This window comes from Anabaenopsis elenkinii CCIBt3563 (assembly GCF_015245355.1).
Taxonomy (GTDB): domain Bacteria; phylum Cyanobacteriota; class Cyanobacteriia; order Cyanobacteriales; family Nostocaceae; genus Anabaenopsis; species Anabaenopsis elenkinii.
Genome location: NZ_CP063311.1, coordinates 408,518 through 425,240, shown reverse-complemented (window position 1 = coordinate 425,240; position 16,723 = coordinate 408,518). Strand labels below are relative to the sequence as shown.

The following is a 16,723-nucleotide window of genomic DNA, read 5'->3' as shown; positions in this document are numbered from 1 at the left end:
GTCTGTACAGAGGTTTGGACATCATCAAAAATCTTAATGTTTCCATTAGATTAATGTCCCCAGGGAGTGGGGACTTCTCTATTTTAAACACATACCCACCCCGTAAGAAATCTATGGGCTGTTTCCGATAGCGATAGCGTGGCGTTAGCCAGGTTCAGAAAAAGCAGTGGCTGAAATGGACTTTAGCATACTAACGAAACACCTGAAACCCTTATACAGCAAGCGGCCGAGGTTAATCGGCACTCCCTAGATTGACGATGTAAAAACATGAGAATCGCTATTTCAGCTATTTTGATTAAACTTCGGGAATAGTTAACTGGTGCATTGAAGTAACACTTAGGTGACCCATTAACAGTATTTTGCTATTTTGTTAATGGGTAAAGTCCTATTTTAAATTAACTGGGGGGATGGTTGGGGTGCAAGTTTGCCTTTGATCATCATCTTCACCCCACGACCGGGGGCTAAAGTTACACCCCGACGGCGGGGTATTTCTGGTTTGGTATCAGCTAGTGCGAGTTCATAGCGGGATAAGATGGTGGCTAATACTAGTTTCATTTCAAACACAGCCAAGGCTTCACCTAAACAGCGCCGGACACCGCCACCAAAAGGCATAAATTCATAGGGGGAATATTGACGTTCCAGAAATCTTTCGGGTTTAAACTGTTTGGGTTCGGGGTATAAATCTTGCCGTTGGTGAATCAGATACATACAGCCCATTAATACTGTCCCTGGTGCTAAAGAATATCCTAGGAGTTCTACAGGTTCTTTGACTACTCTGGGAAATGTTAACATGGCTACGGGATGAATCCGTAAGGTCTCATTACAAACAGCGGTGAGATAAGGTAACCGAAATATACTCATGGGGTCTGGTGTATCACCCAGGGTATGCAGTTCTTGGAGCAGTTTTTCTTTAACTTCCGGGTGTTTATGAATCCAATATAATCCCCAAGCCATGGCGGTGGCTGTGGTTTCATAACCGGCGAACAACAGGGTCATTAATTCGTCGCGTAACTCTTGGTCTGTCATCGAGTTACCGTCTTCATCTTTTGCTGACATGAGCAAGGAAAGAATATCAATACGATTTTGATCTTGGTGTTGTCGGCGTTCAGCAATTTCTGCGTAAATTAACTGGTCTACCTTTTGTCTATTGCTTAAAAAATTACCCCAAGGACTCCAAGGACCTAAATCTGTTTGCAGAGAGGGGAAAAATAGAAAACTAGAAGTTAATGGTGAGCGAAATATATCCGCCATCAATGAGAGGGCTTTTAGCAGTTGTTGGCTGCGTTCTCCTTCATATACACCGAAAACAGTCTGTAAGATTACTTGTAAGGAAATATTCTGGGTAGCGGTGCGGGTGGTGAAGGGTTGATCTGTGGGTAATTGACTCCAAACTTTGGCGGTAATTTCCCTGATGATTTCACCATAGTTTCGCATGCGATCGCCATGAAAAGACGGCATTACCAATTTTCGTCGCTGACGATGGCGATCGCCTTCCAGCATAATCACCGAATAGTCACCTAGTAAAGGTTGCAAAATTCTATTCTCTTTCCCAGCAGCAACAAACTTCTTACGGTCATTGGTTAAAATTTCCTGTACTCCCTGGGGATGGTTAACAAATACCAGGTTGTTGCCAAAACCCACCACTTGGGCGGTGAAAATATCAGGATATTCTTGAGCTGCTGTTTCCATATACCCTACAGGGTCAGCTACCCACTGTATTTTTTGGATAAAAGAGGGGGTTTTAATCAGATTGGGTGTTTGCATCTAAGTAGTTTGGGAATCTTTACTATTTAGTGTAGTTTCTCCTTATGGTTTGTGGAGGGGAAAGGTTTCACCCAGCCGATTTGCATAGCAGTATCAAGAGCGATCGCCCCCATGGCGAACCAAAATATACTTTCCCCAGCTTGCACCAAATCAGGTAAAATATTCTCGGTAGAATTGATCTGAGTTAAGCCCCGCACCAGACCGAAAGCCAGTACAGCACCAGATTTTAGTTGAGTGTTGTCATCTGTGCGGATAATATAGCGGTAGGTAACACCAAAGAGGAATCCAGACAAGGCGGCGATTCCGCCACTCAGCCACCAAGGGAAATTTATACTTGTATATAGACTTGCCAGTGTGGAAAAATTTTTTACCAATACCAGAGTATTTACCAAACTAGTAATTAGGAAAGCAAAACTTAAGGAAATAGCCGAAATTATTCCAGCTTTGAGAGATTCTAGGCGTTCGGGCATCAGCATATCTGAAGTTTCCTTCACTTTTTGTCTATGGTGAAATCAATAGCTATCAGCAGCCCTTTCCCATTATCATAGGTATTAGAGACCTTTTGTAATTATTTAGAAAGTGTAAGACTATGGCAACTTTAACACTTGGTTGGGTATCGCTTTTGGTTGTGTTTACCTGGTCAATTGCAATGGTAGTGTGGGGACGTAACGGACTATAGGGGAATCGTGGAAAATCCTTCTGTGAATATTTTGGCTTTACTGGCCTTGCTGCTGCTGGTAGCGGTGACTGGTGGGGTTGGTTATCTGACCTTAGCAGATTGGCGCGATCGCCGTCGCCGAGAAGAGGAAAAACGCGAACTCCGACGCACCTCTCCCAAACGACGATAATTCGCTCACAGTGAGAACATCTTGTTGTAGGGACGTGATTTGATCATGTCCCTACACTATTTTTGAGTATTTCTCCTATTTGAGTTGGCGCAAGTATCACATCCCAAAAGGTGGTGACACTAGTTTGTAGCTCAACTATGAGACTGGTCATAAATTTTTGGAGGAGGAGTTCTTAAATTCCAAACAATTCCCAGCCATGACAACACCGTGAGAATGTAATGAGTAATATCTATTTCCCACCAATAAAAGCCTTGACGTTCTGATGCAGGATAATAATGATGATTATTATGCCAACCTTCACCCAGAGTAATTAAAGCTAAAAATAGATTATTGCGACTATTATCTGAGGTATGAAAACGACGGGAACCAATGATATGAGCCAGAGAATTAATTGTAAAAGTCGAGTGATAAAGCAGCACAGTACTTAAACAAAACCCCCAAATAAGCATCTGTAAACCAGATGTTTGTAGACTGGGAAGATAAATCTCAAATAATATGCCGATGACAGTCACAGTTATGGCCAGCAACAGAGGTACTACCATATGAAACCGGTTTAAATACTGTAACTCTGGGTATTTAGCAAAATCTCGGATCTGGTATTCATCAGTCTGAGAATATTGGGGAGATACCACCCAGCCAATATGAGACCACCAGCTACCATGAACAACGGGGGAATGAATGTCTTGTTCTGTATCTGCATATTTGTGGTGATGACGATGGTGTGCAGCCCACCATAATGGACCCAACTGCGCCGAAGCATTGCCTAAAACAGCCAAAATAAATTGAAAAAAACGTGTTGTTTGATAAGTCCGGTGTGAAAAATAGCGATGGTATCCAGCGGTAATTCCAAACATCCGCACAAACCACAGTAATAGACAAGTAATTAAAGCAGTCCAACTAAAGCCTACAGAAAAGATCAATAAACCAGCAATATGAACTGATATAAAAGGGATATTACCTACTAAATCTATTTGCCGTTTTTGTTTTGATAACATATAGACATACTGATTAATCACAATATTGATTATCAGGCATTTTTGCTCATCTAGACTTAATTCAATTTCAAAATTTTATATTTTTATTAGCTTCTATCATTAGGCATATTAAATTGATATCTACGCAAATAATCCTCTGGGTAGAAACTTGCCCTAGGAAGATCATACCCCTAAGGCAAGTAAAGGTTGACAATTATTACCTAAAGCTGCTTGATTTCCGAAACCAACTTAGAAACCATATCCTTGGCGCTACCAAAGAGCATGGTAGTTTTTTCTTTGTAGAAAAGTTCATTATCTACACCGGCAAAACCCGTACTCATGCCGCGCTTAATCACAATTGTCTGCTTGGCCCGATCTACTTCCAAAATCGGCATACCATAAATGGGACTATTGGTATCGCTGCGGGCTGCTGGATTGACCACATCATTGGCGCCAATCACTAAAGCCACATCCGCCCCTTCCAGTTGGGGATTGATATCATCCATATCATACAACTGGGTATAAGGGACATTGGCTTCTGCGAGTAAGACGTTCATATGCCCCGGCATTCTCCCAGCAACGGGGTGAATAGCATACTTAACATCAACGCCCATGCGTTCTAGTTGATCTGCTAATTCCCGTACAGTATGCTGGGCTTGGGCTACAGCCATACCATAACCAGGGACAATCACCACGTTACGAGCATAACCTAACATCATTGCTCCCTCTTCCGGGTCAATGCTGCGGACTGTCTGATTGGTTGTAGTACCTGTAGCACCGCCACCAGTAGGAGCAGACCCATTCCCACCAAAGGCACCAAACAGGACATTAAATAATGAACGATTCATCGCTTTACACATAATCTGGGTGAGGATTAACCCAGAAGCCCCCACCAAGGCGCCAGCGATAATCAACATATTGTTCATGACCACAAACCCGGCGGCGGCGGCGGCTATCCCAGACAGGGAGTTTAACAGAGAAATGACTACAGGCATATCCCCCCCACCAATGGGGAGGACGAACATCACACCCAATACTAAGGAAACTCCTACCACCCCGAAGAATATGGGTAAGCTGTCGGGTGTGATGATTAAATAGACACTACCGACTAAGTAAGCAGCCAGTAGGAAGAGGTTAAATGGTTGCTGGAAAGGTAATTTAATCGGTGACCCACTGATTAAACCTTGCAATTTGGCGAAGGCAATAAAACTACCAGTTAAAGTCACACCACCGATGAGGACATCTAGCAAAATGGAAATGTTCACATCTAGGGGTATGGGTTGAGCATTGCCAATTAACCGCCAGAACTCGGCAACGGCGATGAGTGCGGAAGCAGCACCACCTAAACCATTGAGTAAACCCACCATTTGGGGCATTTCCGTCATTTGGACTTTGTAAGCAGCGATCGCACCAATTCCCGCACCAATAGCCAAGCCCACTAAAATCATTTCATAGTTGAGTACCTGTTGATCTAACAGTGTGGCGACAATGGCTAAGAGCATTCCCACAGCGGAGATCACGTTACCGTTGCGTGCTGTAGCTGGGGAACCCAGTTTTTTTAAACCCAGAATAAATAACGATGCAGCGACTAAATATGTCAGCTGAATCCCCGTTGGTAGAAAATCCGTCACGCCTTAACTTCCTTTTTTTTGAACATTTGCAACATCCGATCTGTGACCAGAAAACCACCGACAACGTTAACTGTCGCTAGTACCACAGCAATTAAACCGAGAATTACTGATATATTGGTATCTTTAGCGCCAGCAGCTACAATTGCCCCTAAGACCGCAATACCAGAAATGGCATTGGAGCCTGACATTAAGGGCGTGTGTAATGTCGGTGGGATTTTGTTGATGACCTCAAAGCCAATAAAGGATGCCAAAACAAATACAAATAACGCTGCGAGTAATGCTTCGGTCATGAACTCATATCTCCTGTTAACTACCCATTTGACTACTCAAGGCTTGGAGTGCATCCCGCACTCTTTGATTACGAATTTCCCCGCCGTGGGTAATGCAAGCCGCATCAATGATATCGTCAGCAAAATCTATCTGTAAGGTTTTATCTTTGATTAATAATTGCAGTAAGGATGACAAGTTTTTAGAGTACAGCTGGCTGGCGTGAATTGGCATTGATGAGGGTAAATTAATCGTGCCAATAATGGTTACCCCATTCCAGATAATATCTTTACCTGCTTGGGTGTAGGCACAGTTTCCCCCCTGTTCGGCTGCTAAATCCACAATTACTGACCCCGGTCTCATTTGTGCTACCATTTCCTCTGTCACTAGTCTTGGTGCTTTTCTCCCCGGTACTTGGGCTGTGGTAATGACTACATCAGCATTTTTGACGTGTTCGGCCACAACTTCCTGAGTACGTTGTTTACTAGCTTCGGAAATCTCTTTGGCATATCCCCCCGCTGCGGTTGTTTCTTCTTCCAGTTTTACCTCGACGAATTTTGCCCCCAGACTTTGCACTTCTTCTTTGACCGCGGGACGAATATCAAAGGCTTCCACCACTGCGCCTAAGCGCCTGGCTGTGGCGATCGCTTGTAATCCCGCTACACCAGCCCCCATAATAAATACTTTAGCAGGGGCGATCGTGCCGGCGGCTGTGGTCAGCATGGGGAAATATTTAGGTAATGCCGCTGCGGCAATTAATACTGCTTTGTATCCTGCTAGTGAAGCTTGGGAAGATAAGGCATCCATACTTTGAGCTCTGGTTGTCCGGGGAATCATCTCCATACTCAAGGCTGTAATTTGGCGCTTTGCCAGTTCCTCGGCCACTGCTGGATTCCCCAAAGGATTGAGGAAGCTGATTAATACAGATCCCCCTGTGAGTAATTCTATTTCTGAGCTACCATTTTCTCGCTGTTTTGGTGGGCTAACTTTGAGCAGAATATCTGCTTCACCCCATAATTTACCTGGATCACTAATAACTGTGGCTCCCGCTGCTTCATAGGCTGAATCGGTAAAAAAAGAGCCTTCTCCCGCATCTTTTTCTACCCATACTTCCAAACCTTGCTTGACTAACCGGGTAACGGTGTCGGGATTTAAGGCTACACGTCGTTCACAAACTTCTATTTCTTTAGCAACTGCTATTTTCATGAAATCTCCTGCACATAAGAAGTACCGATACTTTTGCTTTTTTGTGTTCTAGCCCCTGATTGGACATTAGCTGATGGTTATCAATAGGTTCACATATTGCCAATCCTAAATTGATTCTTAATTTCTTCTGTTTCTCTTTAGTTTGTTTTAGGCATCAGCAAATTTTTAGTATTCTTTCTTTACATATTTTCTTTGATTTGATTATTTAGTCTAAATTTTTACAATTCCTCGATAAAGTTTTCTAGATGATGGCACTTTTTGCTGGAATTTAACGTCACCTAGTCAGGTGTCAGTAGTAAAGTTAAGTTAAGAAGACTCAATTTGAGTTATTTATATCACTAACCTGTTTTCTGGTGGAGGAAGCCTAGACCATGCAAAAAATTTTTTTATTACAATTTCCCGGTTATGATCGTAGACTGTTGATCAAGCTGGTTTCGGCTGTAGCCGTGACTGGCTCTTTGCTAGCTGGGCTTCCAGTCATAACTGCAGCCCAAGGCTTACCAGGACTGACCCTATTTGGGGGGGTTAAAAGTGAAAATCAGCTACCCTTTAGATTAGACTTTGGCGGACAAGCTGATACCTGGGAGCGATTCAGACTGCGAATACCAGCTAGAAAAATGAACTTAGCAGCCATCAAGTTTGTGGTAAGCTACCCAGATTATTACCAAGGAAGTTTCGACCCGAACAAGGTAGAGGTTACAGTCAAAGGCAAAAAAGTGCTTTTAGATCAAGTGAAGTGGAACAAAGAAGCTCGCCTGATAGAAATTTTCCCCCAAGAGCCGATACCAGCCGGAGGAGAAGTTGAGTTAGTGCTGTCAAATGTCAAAACACCGAGTTTTGGGGGAATGTACTATTTTAACTGCCAGATTCTTTCTCCTGGGGAGTTACCACTACTGCGTTATGTAGGAACCTGGGTTTTGAACATTTCTTAAGCAAACATTGCGACTAGGGGCGGGTATGACTACCCTGGGGACGCCATCACAGATGAGCTTGATTACCCGCCCGATTAATTGTTGAGGACATTTAAAACATTTAAATAAAACATTTAAAAATAAATATCATTTTTAAGTCGGGAAGTGATATAGTTAGGGATTGTAACTTTTTATAAAAATCGCCTAAGAGGAGAAGAGGATGAAGAGGACCCTGGGCGGCACTTGCCGTAAAAGAAAAAGAACTTCTGGTTTTCGGGCTAGGATGCAGACACCAACCGGAAGAAATGTCATCCGGGCTAGAAGAAAAAGGGGACGTCATCGTCTGAGCGTTTAGGAAATTTCAAGAACAGCAGATGTGGCTTTGCCCAAAGCAAATCGATTAAAATCTCGAAAAGATTTCCAAGCAGTTTTCCGGGAAGGAATTCGTCGTCACAGTTCTCATTTGACGTTGAGAGCTTTAAAACCTTCAGGGTTGAAAAAGCCTTCCTTGGATACTGCAACCACTGATCAAGCACTATCAAGCACAAAATCAAGCACAAAATTTGGCGTTTCTATTAGCACGAAAGTCAGTAAAAAAGCAGTAGTTCGCAACCGGATCAAGCGCCAGATTACAGCTGCGTTGCATCAGTTATTGCCAAAATTGTTTCCAGGTTGGCGTTTAGTGATTGTTGTCAAACCAACAGCAGCAGAATCTAAGTGCGGAAGCCAACAATTTCTGCAAGAATTAAAGGAGTTGTTGGAAAAAGCAGAGGTGTTTGATGGGCATTCGTGAAGAAGTTTATTATGAGGGAGGCCCCCACATCGGGGACTTAATCCTGAATCTGTTGATTGGACTGACTGTGGTCGGGATTCCATTGACTGTAGGAGCAATAGTCAGAGCATTATGGCTGCGCTTCCGTATCACTGACCGCAGGATTTCCGTCACGGGAGGTTGGAGAGGAGGCGATCGCACTGATATCATCTATTCAGAGATTGTCAAAATTGTCAAAGTTCCCCGTGGACTGGGCTTTTGGGGAGATATGGTATTAACCCTCAGAAATGGTAGTCGCCTAGAAATGCGGGCTGTTCCCAATTTCCGCCAGACTTATGACTACATCAATGAAAGAGTTAAAGCTAAAAATCCCCTATATGGCGGTGCTGCTAACAAGTAATAGGGAAGGGTAGAGATGCGACGCGTCGCGTCTCTCAAAAATAGAAGGGACTAGCAAAGGTAACATTTACTTGAATCTAGTAAGCTATAAATATAAAAAATAGAACGGTAGGGCATTGGGTCCTCACAGCTAAGAGCTTCCTGAGCAATAGCCGGGTGCTCTTGGCAAGCCCCTACACACTAAAAGTGTAGGAGTATTTCCAATTCAGAGTAGTTTACAGTAACTCAGGTTGAATTCAGAATAATGGATTTTGGTATCGGGTTTCTCTCAAACAACGTGATGCTGCCAATCATAGATTTTTTCTATGGAATTGTGCCTAGCTATGGATTGGCGATCGTTGCCTTGACATTGATAATCCGCTTCGCGCTCTATCCCCTGAGTGCTGGTTCAATTCGTAATATGCGAAAAATGCGAATTGTACAACCTCTCATGCAGAAGCGGATGGCAGAAATTAAACAGCGGTATAAGGACGATCCGCAAAAGCAGCAAGAGGAAATGGTTAATGTCCAAAAAGAATTTGGCAACCCCTTGGCAGGATGTCTGCCCCTATTGCTGCAAATGCCAGTCTTGCTAGCCCTGTTTGCGACATTGCGGGGGTCACCTTTTGCCGGTGCTAACTACAGCGTTAACCTGCAAGTTTTTCCGGCTGAACAAATTGAACGCATTCAACCCCAGGCTTTTGCTACTGCTCCCCAAAACATCTACATTGCTGATGGAGAACACGTTAGGGTCACAGCTATTCTACCCGGGGGTAACAAATTAGCCCTAGGAGAAAAAACTAAGATCCAATATCAAACTCTTGAAGGCAAACCATTTGAGGCGCTTTTAGCAGAACACCCAGAAAATAACCTGGTTCCTGAATGGAAAGTTATCAAAGGCGAAGAAAGGGTCAAAATAGATGCCCAGGGGAATCTGGAAGCTTTGTCACCCGGAGATGTGACAATTCAAGGCTCAATTCCTGGACTAGCAGCACAGAAAGGATTTTTGTTTATTGAAGCCTTAGGAAGAGTTGGTGCTATAGATCCTGATGGTAAAGTCCACTGGGATATTGTCTCGATGATCATATTTTTTGGGATCAGCCTTTATGTCAGCCAAATGATTTCTGGACAGAATTCGGCTGGTGGTAACCCCCAACAAGATACAGTCAACAAAATCACACCAGTTATATTTTCTGGAATGTTTTTGTTTTTCCCCCTACCAGCTGGGGTATTAATGTATATGGTGATTGGTAATATTTTCCAAACTGCCCAAACTTATATTCTTTCCCGTGAACCTCTACCGGAGGGACTACAAGAAATTGTAGCTACCCAAGAGAAAGAAGCAGCAGCAGAACAGAAAACTTTACCATTTGAGCCCAAAAGTTCTAAGAAAAAGACTACAGGTTGATGATGCTTGACAGTCGGATGCACAGAGGGCAGCAGTGGTTAAAAACCCTGCTGCAACTAACAGGGACACCTGCGGAAATTCAAGGTAATTTAGAAATTACCCCTGATCAAGAAAATTCCCCAGAAGCAGATAGCTACTGGTTGACCATTGATCACACTAACCTGACCGACAAACAAATCCAAGTTTTAATTGGTGCTAATGGTTCAGTGCTGGATGCAATTCAGTATTTAGCTAATTCGGTGCTCAACCTCAAGCAACCACCAGGGTCACAAGCCTCTTATACCATTGAGTTGAATGGCTACCGGGTGACAAGACAAGAGGAAATTCTCGCTTTGGCACAAGCAGCAGCAGAGGAAGTACGCACTTCTGGGAGGGAAGTAGAAATAAAGTCTCTCAGTGCTGCTGAAAGGCGGCAAATCCATTCTTTCTTCCAAGAATTTGCAGATTTGCAAACTTTTAGCCGTGGTAGAGAGCCCCACCGTCATTTGGTGGTCTGTCCAGCCCCGCCGACAGTTGAATAATCGGGGTGGGAATATAAAAGCTCAAACAACAGCTCAAACAAAGTTATATGGACAGGACAATATAACTTTTATTGATTATGTCGAAATCCTATGGACGCAATTTTTATTCCGCAACTTACCAAAGCCCCCGAGGGGAAAGAGGAAATCGAGGTTAAAGAGTTTCTCCCTGGTTTGGAAACCTTAACACCTGTTCGCGGCCGCTTGCGGGTAGAACATCATGGTAATTACTTGGAAGTCTCTGGGCAAGCAGAAACAATTGTTACTTGTACTTGTAACCGTTGTTTGCAGCAATACAACCATCGTTTAATAGTGAATACCAAAGAAGTGATTTGGTTAGATGAGGGTGCTAATCAAACACAGGATTTACCTTTAGAGAGGGAAGTATTGATGGAAGATTTGTTAGAAACCCTCTCGCCTCATGGTTATTTTTATCCGAGTGAATGGTTATATGAGCAGATGTGCTTAGAATTACCTCAGCGCCAGCTTTGTCACCTCAATTGTCCGGGTATTGTGAGTGGTAAGGTGGATAGTTCAGATCAGCCTGTTGATAGTCGTTGGGCTTCTCTGGAAGCTTTTAAAAAGCAACTTCCGGGGTGAGTAAATGTTTGAGGTTGTAATGCTTGTACTCACCCTGAAAATTGATTGATTGGTTGAACCAAACATGAACCCGGTTGCTGATAGCCGGGTTTTTTCAACAAATATATATTTTTAAATTTTGACAAATTATGAACTTTGGTGAAGAATTTAAATTGTTACTACGGGCCCGCTACCCCTTGATTTATATCCCTACTTATGAGGAGGAACGAGTGGAAGCCGCAATAGGGACAGCAGCGGCCAACCTAGGAAACCGCCCTGTATACACCTGGGATTTTGTGGATGGCTACCAGGGTAACCCCAATGATGCTGGGTTTGGCAAGCGCAACCCTTTGCAGGCTTTGGAATTTGTGGAAAAGCTGCCAGCTTCTGCCCCAGCTGTCTTGATTTTACGGGATTATCATCGGTTTTTAGATGATGTAGCTATTGCCCGCAAACTTCGCAACTTAGCTAGACTCCTCAAGTCTCAACCCAAAAATCTGGTGTTGCTGTCGCCGCGGGTTGCTATTCCTGATGATTTAACTGAAGTGCTGACGGTGGTAGAGTTTCCTTTACCCAGCGCCTCGGAAATTAAAGCTGAGGTGGAAAGGTTACTACAAACTAGTGGTAATTACTCCCTATCTGGGAAAATTATCGATGACTTGGTGCGTTCCTGTCAAGGGCTGTCTATGGACAGGATTCGGCGGGTTTTAGCTAGAGCGATCGCATCCCATGGAGAATTACAGCCAGAGGATGTAGACTTAGTTTTGGAGGAAAAGCGCCAAACTATCCGCCAAACCCAAATCCTGGACTTTTACCCCGCCACTGAGCAAATTTCTGATATAGGGGGACTAGATAACCTCAAAGATTGGTTACTGCGTCGGGGAGGCTCATTTACTGATCAGGCGCGACAGTACGGATTACCCCACCCCCGGGGTTTAATGTTATTAGGTATTCAAGGAACTGGTAAATCTTTAACAGCAAAAGCTATCGCCCATCACTGGCATTTACCCCTGTTACGTTTAGATGTAGGACGCTTATTTGGTGGTTTAGTGGGTGAATCAGAATCACGGACTCGCCAAATGATTCAGGTAGCAGAAGCCCTCGCCCCCTGTGTATTGTGGATTGATGAGATTGATAAGGCTTTTTCCGGACTGGGTAGTAAAGGTGATGCAGGTACTACTAGCCGTGTATTTGGTACTTTTATTACCTGGTTAGCTGAAAAAACCTCACCTGTATTTGTTGTTTCCACTGCTAACGATATCCAATCCCTACCACCAGAAATGTTGCGTAAAGGGCGATTTGATGAAATTTTCTTTGTGGGTTTACCTACTCAAGAGGAGAGAAAAGCAATTTTCAATGTTCATTTATCCCGATTGCGCCCCCATAATTTGAAAGGTTATGATCTTGACAGACTAGCTTATGAAACGCCGGATTTTTCCGGAGCCGAAATTGAGCAAACTTTGATTGAAGCCATGCACATTGGATTTAGTCAAAACCGGGATTTCACTACTGATGACATTCTCGAAGCTGCCAGCCAGATTATACCCTTGGCGCGTACAGCTGTGGAACAAATCCAACAACTACAAGCGTGGGCTGCATCTGGGAGAGCTCGTTTAGCCTCGAAACACAATATTTTGGGTGATACTTTCGGTAAGTTACGTAATTAATCATTCGGATGTTAAGTAGGTCAACGTACTTAATTAAAGATAAAACGTCATTGCGTTAGCGAAGCTTGGCGTTAGCCATACGGAACGAAGTGGAGTGAAGCAATCTCTATCCACATTTTACGTTGTTGAATGTTGACCTACTTAATAATTTTTCCCAACGGTTGTAAAAAATTTTAATGGCACCCCTCCACATTCTTTATTGGGGATGTATATATATGTATAAACTTATCTGGAAACCTTGGGTTAAAAATGGAAAACCCTACTTAATCAATTTATATTTTTTACGTATTTACTCGGATTCTATCGAAGAACCTGGCACAATGGTATTGCGAAATTTAAGAGTAGCTTGATACAGCAAGTAATGATATAGTATGTAATCAAACTGTGGATGCAAACTTTAATAATGAGAGTTTCTCATGACTTCTCAAGCTCCCTCAAGTTCTTCGGTTAAGCCTAATTTTCTGGAGAGTCTATTCCGACGATCGCAAATACTTATTGGTATATTTATCCTCTGGACAGTATCTCTAGTAGCTTACACTATCATTTCTCAACAGAGCTGCAATCCTATCCTATGGTGGCAGCAAGGTAAACAAACAGAATGCTGGATAACTTCTGTTCACCCTGAACGTTTAGAGATTACATTAGGTGAGCAAGCCACCCTCACCGCTCAAATACGCAATATTGGTTCCAATACCCCAAAATTCGATTGGAGTTCAAGTAACTCCAAGGTAGCAATCGAAAAACAAGGTAATCAAGCTCATGTTGTAGCTAGGTCAGTGGGAACCACTGAAGTTCAGGTTAAGTTTGATATTCAAGAAAATCAATCTAAAGGAAACAATCTACCAGCCTATAGTATTCCAGTTGAAGTTTTACCCAAGTTAGCCGTTAACCCCCAACAGTTACGGATCAAAGCAGGCAAAACCCGTAAATTAGAAGTCAAAATTGAGGGTCTTACCTGGTTAACAGATAAATCTCTCTCGTGGAAGATTAAGAATCATAGCCTGCTTGAAATTGATAGCTCTAATCAGGTAAAAGCCTTAAAACCCGGAAAAACTGAAATCACAGGAGTGTGGAACAAAGATAAACGACTCACCCAGACTATCCCGGTAGAAATTTTAGAAAATCCACCTCAAATCACAGCCATTCAATTGGTGGATAAACCAGAGCAGCTTTATGTGGGCACACAAGGTACGGTAAAAGTTAATGTTGAATGTCAAGGTAACTGTACTCCAGCCGATCTCACCGTATCTTGGTCATCAGAGGATCTCACTATTGCTAGCATTTCTGGCCAAGGTCAACTATTAGCGCTCAATCCTGGAACAACTAAGATTGTTGGGATATCGAATTTAGATCCCAACAAGTCTACTGCGTTTGAATTAAAAGTTTCAGAACCCATTATCACGGGTCTCCACTTGGAACCACGAGAAAAAAAACTGGGAATAAACGATACATTTCAATTTCAAGTCAAGTTGGAAGGAGAAGGTGATTTTAAGAAAGAACTTTCCTGGGAATCCGATGATCCCGAAATAGTTGAGGTGAAACAGGATGGTGTAATTACGGGACAAAAAAAAGGTACAGCACATATCTCAGTGAAATCCATTACTGATTCCAGTAAAACAGATACGGCAAGTGTGGAGGTGACACGCTTGTGTAGCCGAGAAACAGCGGTCATCGTTGGAGGCATAACTACCGTGGGCGTATCTGTATTAACGGTTCCCCCGCCATTCGCAGTTGGTATCGGAAGTGCGGCAGCCTGGGGATATTGCTGGTTCGTTGAAAATGTAAATTGATAAGCATTTTTTTATCATGGAAAACCCAAAAAAAATATTCGGACTTCCCCCATCCTTAGTCAAAATTGTGGGAGGGATTACAATTTTTGTTTTGCTTTTAGCTTTACTTCCTCACCAAATTTGCATTAACTCAACTTGTCCCCCACCACCACCACCATTTCCACCGCCCATAATAGTAATAGCTGTAATAGTCAGTTTAACCTTAATAACTTTCTTAGGAATTCCAGTGGGACAAGCTTTACTTGCAGGAGCAGGAATTTGGTTTGTTATCGAAAAAATTGATTTCCTTCATCTCTTTCACTAATCATCATGAAATCAGTTATTAAGCTCGAGAATGTTACAAAAACCTATGTGATTGCTCAAAAAAAGCAGAACGTCTTAGACGATATTAACCTAGATATTCTGTGCGGAGAATTTATTTTACTGCGTGGGGATAATGGCTCTGGGAAAACTACTTTAGTAAACCTGTTGTGTGGATTACAATCTCCCAATCAGGGAGCTATTGAAGTTTTTGGTAAATCACCACAAGATCCGAAATCTCATTTAAGACTGGGGACGATGTTACAACGGGCAAAACCTGTGGAATATCTCACTGTCAAAGAAACTATTCAGCTATTTCGGAGTTACTATCCCCAACCCCTGGAACTTGAAGATACCATCAATCGATCGCGTTTAGACACAAAACAAAACGATTATGCAACCACCTTAGCTGGGGGACAAGCTCAATCTTTATATTTTGCATTAGCGATTGTGGGAAACCCAGATTTACTCATTCTTGATGAACCTACTAATAATCTTAGTCAAGAAGCTCGTGAAAATTTCTGGAAGCAAGTTCGGGAATTCCATAGCCAAGGAAAAACCATTATCGCCATTAGCCACAGTCAACAAGATTGTGATGAAATTGCTGATTTAGTGACACGGGAACTGATATTAGAACCAAGTCATGGAAAAATTCAAGAAATTTCCTCACCTCGCTATCAAGACCTTCTAGCTGTTGTTAACAGCACAGACAATTCTCCACAACATTCTCCAGCTAGCAGTGACTATCAAGAAAACAATTTTATCAGCAATTCCAAAGCCTTTTGGGGACAGTTCTATGCTGAGATGTTACAAGGTTTTCGCAAAATCGATACTGTGCTGGGGAGTGCTATTTCAGCGATTGCCATTGGCTTCTTTCTTGATAAATCTAGCCAAGAATCCTTCCAAGCCTATGTATCAATTTCTTTAAGTGCCTTGATTCTTTTTCTTTGTATTACTCAGTTCTGTTTGAAAATTGCCTCAGAACGCGATCGCGGTTGGTTAAAACTCATCCGAATCACGCCACTTCCCTTTACAACATATCTTGCCGCCAAAGTAGGGATTTTTTCATTGCTGGCTTTAACAATGAGTGGATTATCTCTGATTACCGCAGAGGTGGAGAGCTTGGTACATCACAAACCAGCATTGATATTTGAACCCTGGATGCTCTGGTTAAGTCTAATCCTACTATTAGCCATTGTTCCCTTTGCTATTTTCAGCTTCACCTTGGGATATCTCTTTAAACCTGAGTCTGTCCGGTGGGTGAGTCTGATAGTTATAGCTTTGATTTTGTTAACAGTAGGATGGAACCCAACCAGTTTGTTTCCTCAACCTTGGTTTGAGCAATTGGTTCTTTATTCCCCTGCTTATCATTACGGTCAATTGATCGCTTGGATAGGTCAAGCCAATTTCCAAATATCGAACAGCATAATTTTTAAGTTTGACAACTACCCCCTAGTTCATATCCTGTGGTTACTATGGTGGACAGTCGTTGCAGGGGTGCTAGCACAATTGGCTTATCGTCGGGAAGTTCTATCAGGCTAGGGGTAACAGTAAGGATACGAGCAAAGTCAGATGCGATCGCATCTTTCTGCATCCTGTGTATCAAAGCCTTCATGAATAATTAGCAATAGTAAGGCGGCGCTCACTTTTTTTATCATCAAGTTACCGTAATTTTACACTGGCTGCTCCAGTACATTTTTTATCGGAGTG

At 42.8% G+C, this 16,723-nt stretch carries 18 protein-coding genes; 12 read left to right on the top strand and 6 right to left on the bottom strand.

Annotated elements, in window-relative coordinates:
• Positions 1-390: 390 nt before the first annotated feature.
• The gene (locus tag IM676_RS01970; RefSeq protein WP_200988744.1) at positions 391-1,764 is read right to left on the bottom strand and encodes a cytochrome P450; all 1,374 of its coding nucleotides are present in this window, start codon (positions 1,762-1,764) and stop codon (positions 391-393) included.
• A gap of 26 nt (positions 1,765-1,790) precedes the next feature.
• Positions 1,791-2,234, bottom strand: coding sequence for a hypothetical protein (locus IM676_RS01965; RefSeq protein ID WP_200990042.1), 444 nt, complete (start codon positions 2,232-2,234; stop codon positions 1,791-1,793).
• Positions 2,235-2,353: 119 nt separating this feature from the next.
• On the opposite strand from IM676_RS01965, the gene petN reads away from it, so the two are divergent.
• Positions 2,354-2,443, top strand: coding sequence for a cytochrome b6-f complex subunit PetN (gene petN, locus IM676_RS01960; RefSeq protein ID WP_006195543.1), 90 nt, complete (start codon positions 2,354-2,356; stop codon positions 2,441-2,443).
• Positions 2,444-2,450: 7 nt separating this feature from the next.
• On the top strand, positions 2,451-2,612 hold the full coding sequence (locus IM676_RS01955) for a hypothetical protein (RefSeq protein WP_200988743.1): 162 nt from the start codon (positions 2,451-2,453) through the stop codon (positions 2,610-2,612).
• Between the two features lie 131 nt (positions 2,613-2,743).
• Here IM676_RS01955 and IM676_RS01950 read toward each other — a convergent pair whose 3' ends face one another.
• From IM676_RS01950 to IM676_RS01935, 4 genes are all read right to left on the bottom strand, one after another.
• Positions 2,744-3,607 carry an acyl-CoA desaturase gene (locus IM676_RS01950; RefSeq protein WP_200988742.1) on the bottom strand — a complete coding sequence of 288 codons (864 nt, stop codon included), beginning with the start codon at positions 3,605-3,607 and terminating at the stop codon, positions 2,744-2,746.
• A 200-nt stretch (positions 3,608-3,807) separates the two neighbouring features.
• Positions 3,808-5,217, bottom strand: a complete 1,410-nt coding sequence (locus IM676_RS01945) for an NAD(P)(+) transhydrogenase (Re/Si-specific) subunit beta (protein WP_200988741.1) — start codon at positions 5,215-5,217, stop codon at positions 3,808-3,810.
• Positions 5,214-5,507 (bottom strand): NAD(P) transhydrogenase subunit alpha, encoded by a 294-nt coding sequence (locus IM676_RS01940; protein WP_200988740.1) that lies wholly within the window; start codon positions 5,505-5,507, stop codon positions 5,214-5,216. Before IM676_RS01940 ends, IM676_RS01945 begins: the two co-directional genes overlap by 4 nt.
• Positions 5,508-5,523: 16 nt before the next feature.
• Positions 5,524-6,690 carry a Re/Si-specific NAD(P)(+) transhydrogenase subunit alpha gene (locus tag IM676_RS01935; RefSeq protein WP_200988739.1) on the bottom strand — a complete coding sequence of 389 codons (1,167 nt, stop codon included), beginning with the start codon at positions 6,688-6,690 and terminating at the stop codon, positions 5,524-5,526.
• 371 nt (positions 6,691-7,061) lie between these two features.
• Here IM676_RS01935 and IM676_RS01930 point away from each other — a divergent pair, with 371 nt between their 5' ends.
• The 10 genes from IM676_RS01930 (at position 7,062) to IM676_RS01885 (ending at position 16,555) form a co-directional block, all read left to right on the top strand.
• On the top strand, positions 7,062-7,622 hold the full coding sequence (locus IM676_RS01930) for a DUF2808 domain-containing protein (protein ID WP_404799814.1): 561 nt from the start codon (positions 7,062-7,064) through the stop codon (positions 7,620-7,622).
• 199 nt (positions 7,623-7,821) lie between these two features.
• Positions 7,822-7,956 (top strand): 50S ribosomal protein L34, encoded by a 135-nt coding sequence (gene rpmH, locus IM676_RS01925; protein WP_089091234.1) that lies wholly within the window; start codon positions 7,822-7,824, stop codon positions 7,954-7,956.
• Between the two features lie 21 nt (positions 7,957-7,977).
• On the top strand, positions 7,978-8,394 hold the full coding sequence (gene rnpA, locus IM676_RS01920; protein WP_200988738.1) for a ribonuclease P protein component: 417 nt from the start codon (positions 7,978-7,980) through the stop codon (positions 8,392-8,394).
• Positions 8,381-8,773 carry a PH domain-containing protein gene (locus IM676_RS01915; protein WP_200988737.1) on the top strand — a complete coding sequence of 131 codons (393 nt, stop codon included), beginning with the start codon at positions 8,381-8,383 and terminating at the stop codon, positions 8,771-8,773. Before rnpA ends, IM676_RS01915 begins: the two co-directional genes overlap by 14 nt.
• A 243-nt stretch (positions 8,774-9,016) precedes the next feature.
• Positions 9,017-10,159 carry a membrane protein insertase YidC gene (yidC, locus tag IM676_RS01910; RefSeq protein ID WP_200988736.1) on the top strand — a complete coding sequence of 381 codons (1,143 nt, stop codon included), beginning with the start codon at positions 9,017-9,019 and terminating at the stop codon, positions 10,157-10,159.
• Positions 10,159-10,680, top strand: a complete 522-nt coding sequence (locus IM676_RS01905; protein ID WP_200988735.1) for a Jag family protein — start codon at positions 10,159-10,161, stop codon at positions 10,678-10,680. The genes yidC and IM676_RS01905 overlap by 1 nt, the downstream gene beginning before the upstream one ends.
• 90 nt (positions 10,681-10,770) lie before the next feature.
• On the top strand, positions 10,771-11,277 hold the full coding sequence (locus tag IM676_RS01900) for a YceD family protein (RefSeq protein ID WP_200988734.1): 507 nt from the start codon (positions 10,771-10,773) through the stop codon (positions 11,275-11,277).
• Positions 11,278-11,405: 128 nt separating this feature from the next.
• Positions 11,406-12,923, top strand: coding sequence for an AAA family ATPase (locus IM676_RS01895; RefSeq protein WP_200988733.1), 1,518 nt, complete (start codon positions 11,406-11,408; stop codon positions 12,921-12,923).
• 416 nt (positions 12,924-13,339) lie between these two features.
• The gene (locus tag IM676_RS01890; protein ID WP_200988732.1) at positions 13,340-14,713 is read left to right on the top strand and encodes an Ig-like domain-containing protein; all 1,374 of its coding nucleotides are present in this window, start codon (positions 13,340-13,342) and stop codon (positions 14,711-14,713) included.
• A 309-nt stretch (positions 14,714-15,022) separates the two neighbouring features.
• Positions 15,023-16,555 (top strand): ABC transporter ATP-binding protein/permease, encoded by a 1,533-nt coding sequence (locus tag IM676_RS01885; RefSeq protein ID WP_200988731.1) that lies wholly within the window; start codon positions 15,023-15,025, stop codon positions 16,553-16,555.
• Positions 16,556-16,723: the final 168 nt, after the last annotated feature.

Bases quoted from the DNA above. Each gene is read 5' to 3' on its own strand.
- IM676_RS01970 (WP_200988744.1), bottom strand. From the start codon at position 1,764: ATGCAAACACCCAATCTGATTAAAACCCCCTCTTTTATCCAAAAAATA.
- IM676_RS01965 (WP_200990042.1), bottom strand. From the start codon at position 2,234: ATGCCCGAACGCCTAGAATCTCTCAAAGCTGGAATAATTTCGGCTATT.
- petN (WP_006195543.1), top strand. From the start codon at position 2,354: ATGGCAACTTTAACACTTGGTTGGGTATCGCTTTTGGTTGTGTTTACC.
- IM676_RS01950 (WP_200988742.1), bottom strand. From the start codon at position 3,607: ATGTTATCAAAACAAAAACGGCAAATAGATTTAGTAGGTAATATCCCT.
- IM676_RS01940 (WP_200988740.1), bottom strand. From the start codon at position 5,507: ATGACCGAAGCATTACTCGCAGCGTTATTTGTATTTGTTTTGGCATCC.
- IM676_RS01935 (WP_200988739.1), bottom strand. From the start codon at position 6,690: ATGAAAATAGCAGTTGCTAAAGAAATAGAAGTTTGTGAACGACGTGTA.
- IM676_RS01930 (WP_404799814.1), top strand. From the start codon at position 7,062: ATGCAAAAAATTTTTTTATTACAATTTCCCGGTTATGATCGTAGACTG.
- rpmH (WP_089091234.1), top strand. From the start codon at position 7,822: ATGAAGAGGACCCTGGGCGGCACTTGCCGTAAAAGAAAAAGAACTTCT.
- IM676_RS01915 (WP_200988737.1), top strand. From the start codon at position 8,381: ATGGGCATTCGTGAAGAAGTTTATTATGAGGGAGGCCCCCACATCGGG.
- yidC (WP_200988736.1), top strand. From the start codon at position 9,017: ATGGATTTTGGTATCGGGTTTCTCTCAAACAACGTGATGCTGCCAATC.
- IM676_RS01905 (WP_200988735.1), top strand. From the start codon at position 10,159: ATGATGCTTGACAGTCGGATGCACAGAGGGCAGCAGTGGTTAAAAACC.
- IM676_RS01900 (WP_200988734.1), top strand. From the start codon at position 10,771: ATGGACGCAATTTTTATTCCGCAACTTACCAAAGCCCCCGAGGGGAAA.
- IM676_RS01895 (WP_200988733.1), top strand. From the start codon at position 11,406: ATGAACTTTGGTGAAGAATTTAAATTGTTACTACGGGCCCGCTACCCC.
- IM676_RS01890 (WP_200988732.1), top strand. From the start codon at position 13,340: ATGACTTCTCAAGCTCCCTCAAGTTCTTCGGTTAAGCCTAATTTTCTG.
- IM676_RS01885 (WP_200988731.1), top strand. From the start codon at position 15,023: ATGAAATCAGTTATTAAGCTCGAGAATGTTACAAAAACCTATGTGATT.